Origin of the sequence: Halomonas sp. N3-2A (genome assembly GCF_002216165.1) — a bacterium.
GTDB lineage: Bacteria > Pseudomonadota > Gammaproteobacteria > Pseudomonadales > Halomonadaceae > Vreelandella.
This window is the reverse complement of record NZ_CP022286.1, coordinates 4,668,225-4,685,223: the sequence shown is the minus strand read 5'-3', so window position 1 is coordinate 4,685,223 and position 16,999 is coordinate 4,668,225. Positions and strand designations below refer to the sequence as shown.

Annotated in this window: 10 protein-coding genes and 1 rRNA gene; 3 read left to right on the top strand and 8 right to left on the bottom strand. The window is 53.2% G+C overall.

What is annotated here, in order from left to right; genetic code table 11:
• Positions 1-95: 95 nt before the first annotated feature.
• Positions 96-2,988 (top strand): 23S ribosomal RNA (locus tag CEK60_RS21590).
• Positions 2,989-3,642: 654 nt separating this feature from the next.
• Here CEK60_RS21590 and pssA read toward each other — a convergent pair.
• On the bottom strand, positions 3,643-4,575 hold the full coding sequence (pssA, locus tag CEK60_RS21585; protein ID WP_089040767.1) for a CDP-diacylglycerol--serine O-phosphatidyltransferase: 933 nt from the start codon (positions 4,573-4,575) through the stop codon (positions 3,643-3,645).
• A 163-nt stretch (positions 4,576-4,738) separates the two neighbouring features.
• Complete coding sequence (gene ilvC / locus CEK60_RS21580; protein WP_016916053.1) at positions 4,739-5,755, bottom strand: ketol-acid reductoisomerase; 1,017 nt, start codon at positions 5,753-5,755, stop codon at positions 4,739-4,741.
• Between the two features lie 218 nt (positions 5,756-5,973).
• On the opposite strand from ilvC, the gene ilvY reads away from it, so the two are divergent.
• Positions 5,974-6,861: an HTH-type transcriptional activator IlvY gene (ilvY, locus tag CEK60_RS21575; RefSeq protein WP_089040766.1), complete on the top strand. Its 888-nt coding sequence runs from the start codon at positions 5,974-5,976 to the stop codon at positions 6,859-6,861.
• Positions 6,862-6,940: 79 nt separating this feature from the next.
• Here the strand turns inward: ilvY and ilvN are convergent, their stop codons facing one another.
• From ilvN to rluD, 5 genes are all read right to left on the bottom strand, one after another.
• Positions 6,941-7,432, bottom strand: a complete 492-nt coding sequence (gene ilvN, locus CEK60_RS21570; RefSeq protein WP_027336791.1) for an acetolactate synthase small subunit — start codon at positions 7,430-7,432, stop codon at positions 6,941-6,943.
• A complete protein-coding gene (locus CEK60_RS21565) occupies positions 7,432-9,156 on the bottom strand; it encodes an acetolactate synthase 3 large subunit (RefSeq protein WP_089040765.1) in 1,725 nt (574 codons plus the stop codon). The genes ilvN and CEK60_RS21565 overlap by 1 nt, the downstream gene beginning before the upstream one ends.
• A 545-nt stretch (positions 9,157-9,701) precedes the next feature.
• Positions 9,702-12,281, bottom strand: a complete 2,580-nt coding sequence (gene clpB, locus CEK60_RS21560) for an ATP-dependent chaperone ClpB (RefSeq protein WP_089040764.1) — start codon at positions 12,279-12,281, stop codon at positions 9,702-9,704.
• Positions 12,282-12,436: 155 nt separating this feature from the next.
• On the bottom strand, positions 12,437-13,192 hold the full coding sequence (gene pgeF, locus CEK60_RS21555) for a peptidoglycan editing factor PgeF (RefSeq protein WP_089040763.1): 756 nt from the start codon (positions 13,190-13,192) through the stop codon (positions 12,437-12,439).
• Entirely contained in the window at positions 13,189-14,148 is a 960-nt protein-coding gene (rluD, locus tag CEK60_RS21550; RefSeq protein ID WP_089040762.1) for a 23S rRNA pseudouridine(1911/1915/1917) synthase RluD, read from the bottom strand. Before rluD ends, pgeF begins: the two co-directional genes overlap by 4 nt.
• A 198-nt stretch (positions 14,149-14,346) precedes the next feature.
• On the opposite strand from rluD, the gene CEK60_RS21545 reads away from it, so the two are divergent.
• Positions 14,347-15,150 carry an outer membrane protein assembly factor BamD gene (locus tag CEK60_RS21545; protein ID WP_089040761.1) on the top strand — a complete coding sequence of 268 codons (804 nt, stop codon included), beginning with the start codon at positions 14,347-14,349 and terminating at the stop codon, positions 15,148-15,150.
• A gap of 119 nt (positions 15,151-15,269) precedes the next feature.
• Here the strand turns inward: CEK60_RS21545 and CEK60_RS21540 are convergent, their stop codons facing one another.
• On the bottom strand, positions 15,270-16,904 hold the full coding sequence (locus CEK60_RS21540; protein ID WP_089040760.1) for an NAD+ synthase: 1,635 nt from the start codon (positions 16,902-16,904) through the stop codon (positions 15,270-15,272).
• Positions 16,905-16,999: the final 95 nt, after the last annotated feature.

The following is a 16,999-nucleotide window of genomic DNA, read 5'->3' as shown; positions in this document are numbered from 1 at the left end:
TTTTAAAACGTTTATACGTAATTGTTTTGTGATACGTCTCAAGCGTATCCGGCAATCGTTATCATTGCGAGATACCAGACTCCTTCGGGTTATAGGGTCAAGCAATGAAGCGCACACGGTGGATGCCTAGGCAGCCAGAGGCGATGAAAGACGTGGAAGCCTGCGATAAGGCTCGGCGAGGTGGCAAACAACCTGTGACCCGGGCATTTCTGAATGGGGAAACCCACTCATCATAAGATGAGTATCTTGCGCTGAATATATAGGCGTAAGAGGCGAACCAGGGGAACTGAAACATCTAAGTACCCTGAGGAAAAGAAATCAACCGAGATTCCCCTAGTAGCGGCGAGCGAACGGGGACCAGCCCTTAAGCATGTGACTGATTAGGCGAATGCGCTGGGAAGCGCGGCCATAGTGGGTGATAGCCCCGTAGTCGAAAATCTGATCATGTGAAATCGAGTAGGTCGGGGCACGAGAAACCTTGACTGAAGACGGGGGGACCATCCTCCAAGGCTAAATACTCCTGGCTGACCGATAGTGAACCAGTACCGTGAGGGAAAGGCGAAAAGAACCCCGGAGAGGGGAGTGAAATAGATCCTGAAACCGTGTGCGTACAAGCAGTAGGAGCAGACTTGTTCTGTGACTGCGTACCTTTTGTATAATGGGTCAGCGACTTATATTCAGTGGCGAGGTTAACCGTTTAGGGGAGCCGTAGGGAAACCGAGTCTTAACTGGGCGACACAGTCGCTGGATATAGACCCGAAACCGAGCGATCTATCCATGAGCAGGGTGAAGGTTGAGTAACATCAACTGGAGGCCCGAACCAGGATCTGTTGAAAAAGATTTGGATGACTTGTGGATCGGAGTGAAAGGCTAATCAAGCTCGGAGATAGCTGGTTCTCCTCGAAAGCTATTTAGGTAGCGCCTCACGTATCACCGCCGGGGGTAGAGCACTGTTTCGGCTAGGGGGTCATCCCGACTTACCAACCCGAGGCAAACTCCGAATACCGGTGAGTGCAAGCGTGGGAGACACACGGCGGGTGCTAACGTCCGTCGTGAAAAGGGAAACAACCCAGACCGTCAGCTAAGGTCCCGAAATCCTGGTTAAGTGGGAAACGATGTGGGAAGGCTCAGACAGCTAGGAGGTTGGCTTAGAAGCAGCCATCCTTTAAAGAAAGCGTAATAGCTCACTAGTCGAGTCGGCCTGCGCGGAAGATGTAACGGGGCTAAACCAGGTACCGAAGCTACGGGTTCACACTATGTGTGAGCGGTAGAGGAGCGTCGTGTAAGCCGATGAAGGTGAATTGAGAAGTTCGCTGGAGGTATCACGAGTGCGAATGCTGACATGAGTAACGATAAAGGGAGTGAAAAACTCCCTCGCCGGAAGACCAAGGGTTTCTGTTCGACGCTAATCGGAGCAGAGTGAGTCGGCCCCTAAGGCGAGGCCGAAAGGCGTAGTCGATGGGAAACAGGTCAATATTCCTGTACCGGACATGATTGCGATGGGGGGACGGAGAAGGCTAGGTGAGCCAGGCGTTGGTTGTCCTGGTGAAAGTGAGTAGGCTTGGGTCTTAGGTAAATCCGGGACCCTTTAAGGCCGAGACACGAAACGAACTGACTACGGTCAGGAAGTCATTGATGCCACGCTTCCAGGAAAAGCCTCTAAGCTTCAGATCATGTGCGACCGTACCCCAAACCGACACAGGTGGTCAGGGTGAGAATCCCAAGGCGCTTGAGAGAACTCGGGTGAAGGAACTAGGCAAAATGGTGCCGTAACTTCGGGAGAAGGCACGCCGGCGTAGGGTGACGAGACTTGCTCTCTAAGCCCGAACCGGTCGAAGATACCAGGTGGCTGCAACTGTTTAGTAAAAACACAGCACTCTGCTAACGCGCAAGCGGACGTATAGGGTGTGACGCCTGCCCGGTGCCGGAAGGTTAAATGATGGTGTTAGGATTCGTCCGAAGCTCTTGATTGAAGCCCCGGTAAACGGCGGCCGTAACTATAACGGTCCTAAGGTAGCGAAATTCCTTGTCGGGTAAGTTCCGACCTGCACGAATGGCGTAATGATGGCCACGCTGTCTCCACCCGAGACTCAGTGAAATTGAAATCGCCGTGAAGATGCGGTGTACCCGCGGCTAGACGGAAAGACCCCGTGAACCTTTACTATAGCTTCACACTGGACGCTGATGTTGCCTGTGTAGGATAGCTGGGAGGCTTTGAATCTCGGACGCCAGTTCGAGGGGAGCCAACCTTGAAATACCAGCCTGGCATCATTGGCGTTCTCACTCAGGTCCGTTATCCGGATCGAGGACAGTGTGTGGTGGGTAGTTTGACTGGGGCGGTCTCCTCCCAAAGAGTAACGGAGGAGCACGAAGGTACCCTCAGCACGGTCGGACATCGTGCAGTGAGTGCAAGAGCATAAGGGTGCTTGACTGCGAGACAGACACGTCGAGCAGGTGCGAAAGCAGGTTCTAGTGATCCGGTGGTTCTGTATGGAAGGGCCATCGCTCAACGGATAAAAGGTACTCCGGGGATAACAGGCTGATACCGCCCAAGAGTTCACATCGACGGCGGTGTTTGGCACCTCGATGTCGGCTCATCACATCCTGGGGCTGAAGTCGGTCCCAAGGGTATGGCTGTTCGCCATTTAAAGTGGTACGCGAGCTGGGTTTAGAACGTCGTGAGACAGTTCGGTCCCTATCTGCCGTGGGCGTTGGATGTTTGAGAAGGGCTGCTCCTAGTACGAGAGGACCGGAGTGGACGCACCTCTGGTGTTCCGGTTGTCACGCCAGTGGCATTGCCGGGTAGCTATGTGCGGACGGGATAACCGCTGAAAGCATCTAAGCGGGAAGCCCCCTTCAAGATGAGACATCCCTGAGGCCTAGAGCCTCCTGAAGGGCCCAGCGAGACCAGCTGGTTGATAGGCACGGTGTGGAAGCGCTGCAAGGCGTTGAGCTAACGTGTACTAATGGCCCGTGAGGCTTGACCCTATAACACCCAAGGGGTCTGGTCGCGTCAGCGGGTAGCAAGCTACCCCTGTTACCGCTCGACTTGCATGTGTTAGGCCTGCCGCCAGCGTTCAATCTGAGCCATGATCAAACTCTTCAGTTTAAAATCATTGTGATGCTTACTCGTCACCCAAAGGTAACAAAAGCGCATCAAACTTGGCTCAAGGTTCAAACGAATTCATTCAAACTTTCGTTTTCATGACCGCTTGCCTTGATATTTGGTGATTTATCACCCTCATCGGCAAGCGCCCACATGAATTACCTGATCAAATTGTTAAAGAGCTGTTTTCGCTGCTGAACTTCCGAAGAAGCAACTGGCTAACCGATGAACTGGCTTGCCTCAGCGAGGAAGGCGTATTCTACGCACTTCCTGGTGTTTGTCAATCACTGTTTTGAGTGAGTGAAGCGAGTGAACGAAGAAAGCGAGATAACGTTGCTTTCTGGCGTGGCTCGTTTCAAAAAGCCTTGGAAGACATCGAAGCATATTGCTGCTGAGTTCTTCTAACTCTCTGACAAACCGAAGGTTTTCACCTTCAATCACCGCTGGTAACGCTGTGCGTCCCCGGCAGCGGATGCGTACTTTACGGATTCGCTGCCGTCTTGGCAAGTGGTTTTTTGGGAAAATGTGAATAAACTTTAGCTTTTAGGCTTGGCCTTGCGCATAACGGCCAATACCGGGCCTGAGCACACATAAGCACCAAAAAGCAGTAGCAGCATTACAGATGGTTCCACTGAGATCATTACGAACCCTAGCACTACCGCTAGAAGCACAACAAAAGGTACAGGCTTTTTGAAATCGAGGTCTTTAAAGCTGTAATAACGAATATTGCTAACCATGAGCACACCCGCAGCCCCTACAACAAACAGCATTAGCAGCTTAAAACCTACCGCATCCGCATCAAAACTATGGAAGGTCCACACACTTGCAGCCACTAAAGCGGCAGCGGATGGGCTTGGCAAGCCGATAAACCATTTCTTATCAACACTACCAATCTGCACGTTAAAGCGCGCCAGGCGCAGTGCAGCACAAGCCACATAAAGAAATGCCACCACCCAGCCAGTCTTACCGATATCTTGCAAAATCCAGGTAAAGGCCACCAATGCAGGCGCCATACCGAACGAGATCATGTCAGAAAGGCTATCGTACTCGGCGCCAAACTCGCTTTGAGTATTGGTCATACGGGCAACACGGCCATCAAGCCCATCAAGCACCATGGCGATAAAAATTGCCACTGCTGCCGAAGTAAATTCTCCGTTAATGCCAGCGACCACCGCGAAGAAGCCTGAAAACAGCGCAGACGTAGTAAACAAGTTAGGTAATAAGTAAATGCCTTTTCGGCGAATTTTCTTACCGTCTTCAACCGCTTCTTCAACCACTTCGGTTTCGCGCAAAAAAACGCTAGCAAGATCTTCATTACTTACGTTGTCATAACTTACGCTGCCATTGCTTACCTTTTCGTGACTAGCGTCTTCTTGCTCTCCAGTACCACTAGCTTCTGTTTTCTGGCCTTCTTGAGGCACTGACTGCGAGGCCTGTTTACGCTCTTGATCGCGAGCATCCTGGGTCATAAATATCATCCGTTTGAAGTGAAGTCACAAGAACAGTGATCCCTTTTCATTCTACACGGTGACGCTAACTCAGCCAGTCAATTGCAGCATGCGACGCCAAACGACTCGGGGCGCAACAATGTGCGCCCCGAGACTTAAACTAGCGTACTAACACGCTAACCGCTTAGTTTTTCGATTTATCAACCAACTGGTTGGCAGCAATCCACGGCATCATGCCACGTAGCTTAGCGCCTACTTGCTCAATTTCGTGTTCAGCATTCAAGCGACGACGTGCCGTCATCGACGGGTAGTTAGTGTTGCCTTCCTGAATGAACATTTTGGCATACTCACCCGTTTGGATACGCTTGAGTGCATTGCGCATTGCGGCACGAGACTCATCGTTAATCACTTCAGGGCCAGTAACGTACTCACCGTACTCCGCATTGTTGGAGATGGAGTAGTTCATGTTGGCGATGCCGCCTTCGTACATCAGGTCAACAATCAGCTTAAGCTCATGCAGACACTCGAAGTAAGCCATTTCTGGTGCATAGCCTGCTTCAGTCAGCGTTTCAAAGCCAGCTTTAACCAGCTCAACTGCGCCGCCACACAGAACTGCTTGCTCGCCAAACAGATCCGTTTCAGTCTCATCTTTGAAAGTAGTTTCGATGATACCGCTACGGCCACCACCAACGCCTGCCGCGTAAGAAAGCGCCAATTCTTTGGCATTACCAGACGCATCCTGGTGGATAGCGATCAAGTCAGGAATGCCGCCACCTTTAACAAACTCAGAACGAACCGTGTGACCTGGCGCTTTCGGCGCGATCATGATGACATCTAGATCTTTGCGCGGCTCGATTTGGTTGTAGTGGATGTTAAAGCCATGAGCGAAGGCCAAGGTCGCGCCTTCTTTCAAGTTCGGCTCTACTTCTTGCTCGTAGATCGCTTTTTGATTCTCATCCGGCGCCAGAATCATGACAACGTCTGCGGTTTTGCACGCTTCTGGAACGCTTGCCACTTTCAGGCCTGCGGCTTCTGCTTTGGCGGCAGAGGAAGAACCTTTGCGCAGAGCAACCGTGACGTCAACGCCAGACTCTTTCAAGTTATTCGCATGGGCATGGCCTTGCGAACCATAACCAACAATAGTGACTTTCTTGGCTTGAATGAGGGACAGATCACAATCTTTATCGTAATAAACGTGCATAGCGAGACTCCAAAAATCGAATTTGATCAAAAAATGATCGTTATATAGGAATAATTTATATATGTCGTATCAGCGTTGATGGCCACCCGTGCCGTCTTTTGCAGCACTGGGCTTTGGCGTTGAGATCACTCTACGCCACCGCCACCATTGCGTAAAACGCTATATTTGCAACATACTATTTCTAATTATGAAACATCGATCTTAACAGTGGGCTTCCTATGGATTTTCGCTTATTAAAGCATGTGGTAACGCTGGCCGAGACGCTGCACTTTGGCCGCGCCAGCGAGCTTTGTCATATCAGCCCATCCACCTTAAGCCGCTCAATTCAGCAGGTTGAAGGCGAGCTAGGCACGCAACTGTTTGAGCGCGACAATCGCCATGTCACGCTAACCCCTCAAGGCTTAGCGTTTCAGCGCTATGCAAAAGAGACCTTAGAACAGTGGGAAATGCAGAAGCGAACACTGGCCGCCACGGTGGCACAGCTGAGTGGCGAAATAAGCATTTACTGTTCGGTAACCGCAAGCTATAGCTTTCTCTACGAACTACTGAGTGATGTGCGTACTCGGCACCCTGGTATCGAATTAAAGCTGCATACCGGCGACCCCGCTGATGCCATGTCACGGGTACTGGAAGGCGCAGACGATATGGCCATTACCCCCCGCCCGCGGATTCCACCCAGCGCCCTGGCCTTTAAATCGCTTACCCGCTCACCGCTGCTGTTTATTGCACCTACAGAATCCCATGACTGGCTGCCCAGTCAGCCAGAAAGCTCAACAGCCGAGCAGTGGCGTGATGTCCCGATGATTCTTTCAGAGGCAGGGCTTTCAAGGGAGTACGCCAACACGTGGTTTAAAGCGATGGGCATTACGCCACGCATTTATGCCCAAGTCGCTGGGCACGAAGCAATTGTAAGTATGGTGGGGCTGGGATTTGGCGTGGGAGTGGTACCCAAAATCGTGCTAGATAACAGCCCGCTGTCCGAACGTGTGCAAGTACTCAACGTAAAACCCGAGCTACCCCACTACGATGTCGGAGTTTGCGTGCTTAACCGACGCCTCAAAAATCCGATGATTGACGCGTTTTGGGCGACTGTGACACCAGGTTAACGTGTGCTTAAAGGATACAAAAAAAGCCGCCCTGATAAGGACGGCTTTGCCAACGACAGATTCAGCTAGCATGTTGCGTTTACAACGATAGAACTTTATCGCCGCGAGCGATACCGGACACCCCGGTACGCGCCACTTCAAGAATGCCTACCGGCGCCATGGCCTGTAGAAAAGCATCCAACTTAGCGGCGTCACCGGTAATCTGAACGGTATAAAGGCTTGGCGTTACGTCGACGATCTGCGCCCGGAAAATATCCACCGTACGCTTCACTTCATCGCGGGCAGCGCCTAACGCTTTTACTTTCACCAACATCAGCTCACGCTCAATGTGGTTACCTTCCGTCAGGTCGACCAGCTTCACCACATCAATCAGCTTATTAAGATGCTTGGTGATTTGCTCAATCACCCGGTCATCACCCACGGTGGTCACCGTCAGGCGTGACAGCGACGGGTCTTCGGTCGGTGCAACGTTCAGCGTTTCAATGTTGAAGTTACGCTGGGAGAACAGCCCGACCACACGTGACAGCGCACCCGGTTCGTTTTCCATCAGAATCGAGATGATATGACGCATCAGGTACGCTCCGTTTTAGACAGCAGCATGTCACGCATGGCACCTAGCGGCACCTGCATCGGATAGACGTGCTCAAAGGGATCAACCTTCACATCCAGGAACACCAGCTCATGCTTGTCGGCAAAGGCGCGCTCTAGCGCCGGTTCCAACTCATCAAGGGTATTCACGGTGATTGCGGTAAATCCGTAAGCCTCAATTAGCATGTGGAAGTCTGGCAGCGACTCCATATAGGAGTGCGCATGACGGGACTTGTAGTTCAAATCCTGCCACTGCCGCACCATGCCAAGCGATGCATTGTTGAGGTTTACAATTTTGACGCCCACGCCGTACTGCTTACAGGTAGAAAGCTCCTGCATCATCATCTGGAAGCTGCCTTCCCCTGTGACACACACAACGTCGTCATCAGGGAAGTTCTGTTTGATACCCATGGCGGCCGGGAAGCCAAAACCCATGGTGCCTAAACCACCCGAAGTGATCAGACGGTTAGGCTTATCAAACTTGTAGTACTGAGCAGCAAACATCTGGTGCTGGCCAACATCCGTCGTCACGTAGGCTTCACCGCGAGTAACACGGCATAGCGCTTCGATAACTTCCTGTGGCTTCAACACTTCGCCTGGCTTAGAAGGCTCATATAGCTTGCCTTCACGCTCGGCGCGCCAGCCGTCAATTTTTTGCCACCACTCGGTCAGCGCTTCAGGCTGCGAAATTGACTGCCCCTGAACCAGGCTGATCATTTCATTAATGACGCTAGACGCTGGCCCAACGATAGGCACATCTGCGCGTACGGTTTTAGATACCGAACTTGGGTCCACATCCACGTGAATGATTTTTGCCGTGGGGCAGAACTTCGACGTGTTGTTGGTCACTCGGTCATCAAAACGCGCGCCAATAGCGATAATCAAATCCGCATGGTGCATGGCCATATTGGACTCATACGAGCCGTGCATCCCTAACCAGCCCAGGCACTGCCGATCACTTTGCGGATAGGCGCCAATGCCCATCAGCGTTGTGGTAATGGGGAAGCCGAGCTGTTTGACCAAATCGGTCAACCCTTCGCTTGCCTTGCCAGTTACCACGCCACCGCCGGTATAGAACACCGGACGTTTGGCTTTCAGCATCAACTCAACGGCTTTTTTAATTTGCCCCGTATGCCCCCGGGTAACCGGGTTATAGGAGCGCATCTTGACCTTTTTCGGGTAGACGTACTCATAGCGCTCGGTCGGTGCCGTCATATCTTTAGGAATATCGACCACGACCGGACCCGGGCGACCAGTCGCCGCGAGATAGAAGGCTTTTTTCAGCACTTCTGGAATCTCAGACGGATGCCGAATTGAGAAGCTGTGCTTCACGATGGGGCGAGTCACCCCCACAATATCGGTTTCCTGGAAGGCATCGTCACCAATCAGGTGGCTCATGACCTGACCGCACAACACGACCATTGGAATCGAATCCATATAGGCAGTCGCAATGCCGGTAACCGCATTGGTAGCACCAGGACCGGAGGTGACAAGCACCACGCCTGGCTTACCCGCCGCACGGGCATAGCCATCTGCTGCGTGAGTTGCAGCCTGTTCGTGACGCACGAGAATGTGCTTCACCTTGTCCTGGCGGAACAGCGCATCGTAAATGTGCAGCGCCGCGCCGCCGGGATAACCATAAATGTACTCTACGCCCTCATCCTGCAAGAAGCGGGCGATCATATCTGCGCCGGAAAGCAGTTCCACTGTGTTTCTCCCCTGGAGGTCTCGAGTGCGATCCGCAGGACATCCTGCGGTGTCGAGTGCGGCGGTATGCCGCTGCCGGCCCATGCCGGCACCTGATGCCAAACCCTGGCATATGGCCCGGTTAGGGCCTGCACTCTCATCGGAAGCACCGGCATATCATCAAATACGCCAGTAGCTACCTTACACGACGGTTTGCCGTGTCGGGGCGTTGGCCAGGTCGGGCGGTTAGCCCAAGCCCGGAAGTCCTTCGGCGGGTAAAGGCTTTCGCCTACCCTTCGCGCGGGGATTAGGGGTTGCCCGTTGGTTCCGCGCCCGCAAATCAGGAACACACAAGATTCCATTAGCGCCCTCAGCCTGTCAACCTCCGATCAGGACAAACGCAACAAACGTCGCAGTTAGCCATTAAAAAAGCCCCGCTAGCAGAGCTAACGAGGCTTTTGCCCTATTTCATTGCGCAGGCTAGCTGGGGTTCACTGCGCAGGCTTGCTGAGGATCACTGCGCAGACGCGTTGAGAACGTAGGCGTTTTAATTGCCCACGCGTAAATTACTCAAATACCAGCTTGCCTTCACTCGCACTGATATGAATAGTGTCGCCAGGGGCGTACTTGCCCGCCAGCAGGTCTTGAGCCAATGGGTTCTCGATGCGGCTTTGGATCGCCCGCTTCAGCGGCCTTGCGCCATAAACCGGATCGAAACCGACCACCGCCAGCTGGGCCATAGCGTCATCGCTAATTTCCAGGCTCAGGTCATGCTCAGCTAAGCGAACTTTCAAACGCTCTAACTGAATACCGGCAATCGCCTGAATTTGCTCTTGGCCAAGGGCGTGGAACACCACCACCTCATCAATGCGGTTAATCAACTCAGGGCGGAAATGGTTACCCACCACTTCCATCACTGCATTTTTCATGACTTCGTAGTCGTTATCATCTCCACCCATGCGCTGGATGATGTCCGAGCCCATGTTAGAGGTCATCACGATCACCGTATTACGGAAATCGACTGTGCGACCTTGCCCATCAGTTAAACGACCATCCTCCAGCACTTGCAGCAGGATATTGAACACATCCGGATGCGCTTTTTCCACTTCGTCCAGTAGCAGTACCGAGTAGGGCTTACGACGCACCGCCTCAGTTAAGTAGCCACCCTCTTCATAACCTACATAGCCTGGGGGCGCACCAATCAAGCGAGCCACGGAGTGCTTCTCCATAAACTCCGACATGTCGATACGCACCATTGCCTCTTCAGTATCGAACAAGAAGTTAGCCAGCGACTTACATAGCTCTGTTTTACCCACCCCGGTTGGGCCGAGGAACAGGAACGAGCCGTTGGGTCGATTGGGGTCAGACAACCCTGCCCGCGAGCGGCGCACGGCGTTAGCCACTGCCTCTACCGCTTCATGCTGGCCAATCACTCGCTCATGCAGCGCTTCTTCCATGCGCAGCAGCTTGTCTCGCTCGCCTTCCAACATTTTGGAGACAGGTATGCCTGTCCAGCGAGAAACCACCTCGGCAATCTCTTCTTCGGTAACGTTTGAGCGCAGCAACTGGTGGCTGGCAATATCAGCTTCGCCTTCACCCGCTTCGCTGATTTTCTTCTCAAGCGCCGGAATTTTGCCGTACTGAATCTCTGACATACGACCTAGGTCGCCCTGGCGACGCGCCTGTTCAAGGTCAATGCGCGCCTGTTCCAACTCCGCTTTAAACTGCGCTGCGCCTTGAATACTGGCTTTCTCAGCTTTCCAGATTTCATCCAAGTCAGCGTATTCGCGCTCTAATTCGTGGATCTGGTTGTTCAGCGCCTCAAGGCGTTTCTTAGTGGCTTCGTCGGTCTCTTTCTTAAGCGCTTCGCGCTCCATTTTCAGCTGAATTAGCCGACGATCCAGCCTATCCATCTCTTCAGGCTTAGAGTCCAGCTCCATGCGGATACGTGACGCTGCCTCGTCGATCAGGTCAATGGCTTTATCGGGCAACTGCCGATCAGTGATATAGCGGGTAGAGAGCTTAGCCGCGGCAATGATCGCTGAATCGGTAATATCCACGCCGTGGTGGACTTCGTAACGCTCTTTTAAGCCGCGCAGAATAGCTACCGTGTCCTCTTCAGAGGGCTCATCGACCAACACCTTCTGGAAGCGACGTTCCAGCGCGGCGTCTTTTTCAATGTATTTGCGGTACTCATCCAGGGTGGTCGCGCCTACGCAGTGCAGTTCACCACGCGCCAGCGCAGGCTTAAGCATGTTGCCTGCATCCATCGCACCTTCAGCCTTACCCGCACCCACCATGGTGTGCAGCTCATCAATAAACAGGATGACCCGGCCTTCTTCCTGGGAAAGCTCTTTAAGCACCGCTTTCAGACGCTCTTCAAACTCGCCACGGAATTTGGCGCCCGCCAGCAGCGAGCCCATATCCAAGGAAAGGACGCGCTTCTCTTTCAAGCCTTCAGGCACTTCACCGTTCACAATACGCTGGGCCAGCCCTTCCACAATGGCGGTTTTACCCACCCCTGGCTCACCGATCAGTACCGGGTTATTTTTGGTACGACGCTGCAGCACCTGAATCGTGCGGCGAATTTCATCATCACGACCAATCACCGGATCCAGCTTGCCATCTAACGCACGCTGGGTTAGATCCATGGTGTATTTATTAAGCGCTTCGCGCTGGTCTTCGGCATTCGGGTCGTCGACCTTAGCACCACCGCGCAAGCTATTGATTGCGGCTTCCAGGGCTTTCCGGTTGAGCCCTGCCTCTTTCATCAGCTTGGTAATCGCACTGTTCATTTCCAGTGCAGCCAGAAGTACCAATTCACTGGCAATAAACTGGTCGCCGCGTTTCTGCGCTTCCCGGTCAGTTAAATTGAATAGTTTAATGAAGTCGCGAGATGGCTGAACGTCACCGTCGAACTGGCTTACTTTAGGTAAGTCATCTAGCTGCTTCTGCAAACCGTCGCGCAGGCGCGAGCTGCTGCCTCCAGCTTTTTCAACCAGGGCTTTGATGCCAGTGTCTTTGGTATCGAGTAACGCAAGCAATAAGTGCGCGGGATCAAGCTGATTATGGCCGTGCCCAACCGCAAGGGATTGTGCCTCAGAAATAGCGGCCTGTAATTTGGCAGTAAATTTATCGAATCGCATGGAGTTCCTCCTGGGGGTGCCGTGCGTTTGGACCCACGGTGTTTCCCAACAACTTGTCTTTAATGTGCTAAAAACGTTTAGCTTGACAAGTTTAATGGAGTCAGTTCCACACATTTCAAGAGCTGTGTATAACAAGCTCGAAGGAATAACACTACTTAATTGATCCAGATCACACTTGCCATGCGTCCAGTGTTGCCATTGTCTCGGCGGTAGGAGTAAAAACGCGACTCGCAGGCCGTGCAGAAGTGGCCGCCACTGATGTGATGGATCCCTAGCGCTTCTAAACGAAAGCGCGCCAAGCGATAAAGATCCGCCATATAGTGACCAAGACGATAAGGGCTGTGGTCAAACGCTTCAGCGGTCTCAGGGTGTACCGCAACAAAGGCACCATAGACTTCTGGTCCTACCTCAAACTGGGCATTCGAAATAGCCGGGCCTAACCACACCAAAATGTCGTCGGAATCGCAGTTCATCGCGGCGACGGTCGCTTCCAACACGCCACCCGCCAGCCCGCGCCAGCCCGCATGGGCAACGGCTACCTGAGTCCCTTGGCGATTGCAGAACATCACCGGCAGGCAGTCTGCGGTTAACACCACACAGGCATAGTCGTTGCTGCTGGCAACCGAGGCGTCTGCTTCCGGTGTATCGTCTTGATACGCCTGCTGAACACGTGCGCCATGGGTTTGGTTAAGCCACAGCAACGGTCGATCATCGCCGATTTCTTTGTGCAACAAACGCCGACATAGCGCGACATGATCAGCATTATCGCCTACGTGGCTCGCTGGATTGAAAGCGGCAAAATCATCCTGGCTCGGCCCTGTTTCCCGAGTGGTCACAAACGCCCGCACATTTGCGGGGGCTGGCCAGTCAGGTAACAGTAGCGTGGGCTTTAGATCAATCGCATCGCTCATCTCATGGTCTCACTATCTTCGCGCAGGTAATCCAACAGCATCAGTAGATCATCGGGCAAGTCGGCATGAAAAGTAAGCGTTTCACCACTCACCGGATGCACAAAACTGAGCTTCCGAGCATGCAGCGCCTGACGCGGAAATTCACGCAAAATCTCTTTTAACGGCGCAGCAGCACCCGGCGGCAGCTTAGCACGGCCACTATAAAGCGGATCGCCAATCAGTGGGTAGCGGGCATGAGCCATATGAACGCGAATTTGATGGGTACGCCCGGTTTCCAACTGGCAGCGCACATGGGTATGCGCGCGGAAACGCTCAACCACCCGAAAGTGAGTCACTGCCGGTTTCCCAGAAGCCGTGACCGCTTGGCGCTTGCGGTCTTTTGGGTGCCGACCAATGGGCGCGTCGATGGTGCTACCCGACACGGGCTTGCCAATCACCACTGCATCATATTGACGAGAAACGCTGCGCGCCTGCAGCTGCTCAACCAGCGTCGTTTGTGCGGGCAATGTTTTTGCCACCATCATTAGACCAGTGGTGTCTTTATCCAGGCGATGGACTATTCCCGCCCGGGGCACTTCTGCCAGTGCAGGATGATGATGGAGCAACGCATTCAACAACGTGCCATCAGGGTTGCCCGCGGCGGGATGAACCACCATGCCAGCGGCCTTGTTGATGACTATCACCGCGTCGTCTTCATAAACGATATCAAGCGGAATATCTTGGGGCTCAAAACGAGTATCGTCTTCAATAGTCGCTTTTAGCGCTAATATTTCGTGGCCGTGCAGCTTGGCCTTCGGTTTTACTTTAGCGCCGTCGACGGTGAGCTCACCGGCGTTGATCCACGCTTTCAAACGCTCGCGGGAATAATCGCTGAACAACTCAGCGGCGGCTTGGTCTAAACGCGCGCCAGCTAATGTCGCGGGTACTCGCTGCGTGGCTTCAACAATACGAGACATGAACAACCTCTTTAAGACGCAAACACCGCGGCTACCCTATAATGCTTTTTAACTCTTCAAACGGCATTAGAGTGTCGCTAAGCCTGCGTTTTGCGTCTAGGTGATTTATAGTGGGCGAACTGCGACCTATTCTACCATTTCTACTTATGGCCATCGTCGCTTTTCGGTGATTGAGGCTTGTTTGCAACGAGGATGATGATGCGCGCTTTTTCCGCTGCCAACCGCTTTGGCGTTCTAGCCTTAAGCCTTGCCCTTTTGGCAGGCTGTGCCAGTAACGACACCACACCTGAAGAAGAGGATGAATTCTCAGGTGTGCAAGAACGCGAGCTCTATGAACTTGCCCGCACAGCGCTGGATAGCAACCGTTTCCCAATTGCCATTGAGCGACTGGAAGCGCTTGATACCCGCTACCCATTTGGCCCCCATGCCGAACAAGCTCAACTTGAGCTAATTTACGCTTACTACGAAAACAGCAATTGGGAAGAGGCACGCGCCGCGGCCAGCCGCTTTATTCGCTTGCACCCTGATCACCCTCAAGTGGATTACGCCTACTACCTGCGCGGCCTTTCCGCTTGGCAGGCAGGGCGATTTAGCCTTGAACGCTTGCGCCTGATTGATATTTCTAAGCGTGACTTGGGTGCTTCACGGGATGCTTACAACGACTTCCGCGAATTAATTCAGCGCTTTCCCCAAAGCGAATATGCCCCGGATGCCCAGCAACGCATTGTGTATCTACGTGAGTTGCTGGCACGCCATGAACTGCACGTTGCCGATTACTACTTGCGTCGCGGCGCCTTCCTGGCCGCCGTTGAACGAGGTCGCTGGGTGATTGAAAACTATCCGGAGTCCAACGCAACGCGTGACGCGCTGGCAACCATGGTAGAAGGCTACCAAGGGCTTGGTATGGACGATCGCGCCAACGAAGTGCTTACCGTGCTGCGTGAAAATGCGCCAAACCATGAGCAGCTTAGCAATGGCCGTTTCAAGCCTAAGCACCTGTGAATAAGCACTTGTAAATAAGAGCCTGTAACATAACGATCGATCCAATGGCCGCACAGGATCAGAAAGCTGTCACACCGCCCTAAATCATGCAGAAGCACGATTTAGGGCGTTTTTGATGCTTAGTCGCCAGGCTGCCAGCCATTAACAATCGGGTAGCGCCGGTCGCGCCCAAACCCTCTGGGCGTGACCCGTACTCCGACCGGGGCTTGGCGGCGTTTATATTCACAGCGATCAACAAGCTTCACTACTTTATAAACATCTTCCTCATCAAACCCAGCGGCGATAATTGCCTCAGCACTCATATCGCCTTCAATGTAGCTCACCAGAATGGCGTCTAGCACGTCGTAATCAGGCAATGAGTCACTATCTTGCTGGTCGGGCGCCAGCTCCGCACTGGGCGGGCGCTCAATCACTCGCTCTGGAATAGCAGGCGACTGGGTATTACGCCAGCGGGCCAAACGATACACCCAGGTTTTGTAGACGTCTTTGATGGCGTTATAGCCACCCACCATGTCGCCATAAAGCGTGGCGTAACCCACGGCCATTTCGCTTTTATTGCCGGTCGTAAGCACCATCAGGCCTTTCTTATTGGAGATCGCCATCAGCAGAACGCCGCGACAGCGCGACTGCAGGTTCTCTTCCGTAGTATCCCGCTCGGTGCCCACGAAACTTTCTGCTAGCGTGCCCATAAACGCTTCGACCATCGGCTCGATAGGCATTACGTCATAATGAACGCCCAGCATGTCCGCCTGTTCGGCAGCGTCCTGCTTCGAGATATCCGCCGTATAGTGATAAGGCATCATCACTGCTTGTACACGCTGAGGACCCAACGCATCGACGGCGATCGCTAAGGAAAGTGCGGAATCGATACCGCCGGAAAGCCCCAGAACAACGCCTTTAAAACCACTTTTGTTGACGTAGTCGCGCAGCCCTGTCACCAGCGCACAGTAAAGGCTCTCTTCAGGCTCAACTTCTGGCTCAATTTCACCCACTTGGGGTTCCCACGTATCAGCGCTCGTTTGCAGCAGTTGAACGGGCATTAAGCCTGCTTGCCAAGAAGGCGCCAGCACTTTAAGTTCGCCTTGGGCGTCTACACAGCTAGAACCACCGTCGAAAACCAGCTCGTCCTGCCCACCGATCGTGTTCACATAAACAATCGGGCGGTTTACATCCTGGGCACGCTGCTCTAACAGGCGCAAGCGCTCGCTGGGCTTATCCTGATGATAGGGCGAGGCGTTTAAGCTGATCAGTACTTCTGCACCGGCTTCGCGGGCAGCATTAACAGGTGTACCTTCCCAAAGGTCTTCACAAATCAGCAGCCCTAGCTTGGCGCCTTTGTGCTCGTAAACCAGCGGTTTGGTGCCCGGCGTAAAGTAGCGCTGCTCATCAAACACCTGATAGTTCGGCAGTGCCTGCTTGGCATACTCCGCTTCCCATTGGCCGTTATACAGCACACCCGCCAGGTTATACCGCTTCCCTTCACGAACGCCCGGATAGCCAATAATCACCAGCACATCGCGGGCGATTTTTTCTGCCATCTTCGCCCGCGCTTCACGCAAGCGAGCTTCCATCGAGGGGCGAAGTAGCAGATCTTCCGGTGGATAACCGGACAAGAAAAGCTCTGGGAAGACAACAATATCCGCCCCATGCTCGATCCTCGCTTCGCGCACCGCTTCAATGGCGCGTGCAGCATTGCCGGGAATATCTCCCACTAAAGGGTCGAGTTGGGCCATTACCAGCGTTAAGTCTTGCATGGGCGTTAAAATCTCTTGAGAATCTTTAGAACACGTTGCCGCTCACCTACGTACATTGTCCCGCAAGGGCTGCCAACTGGCAAAGGTTAGCCGGC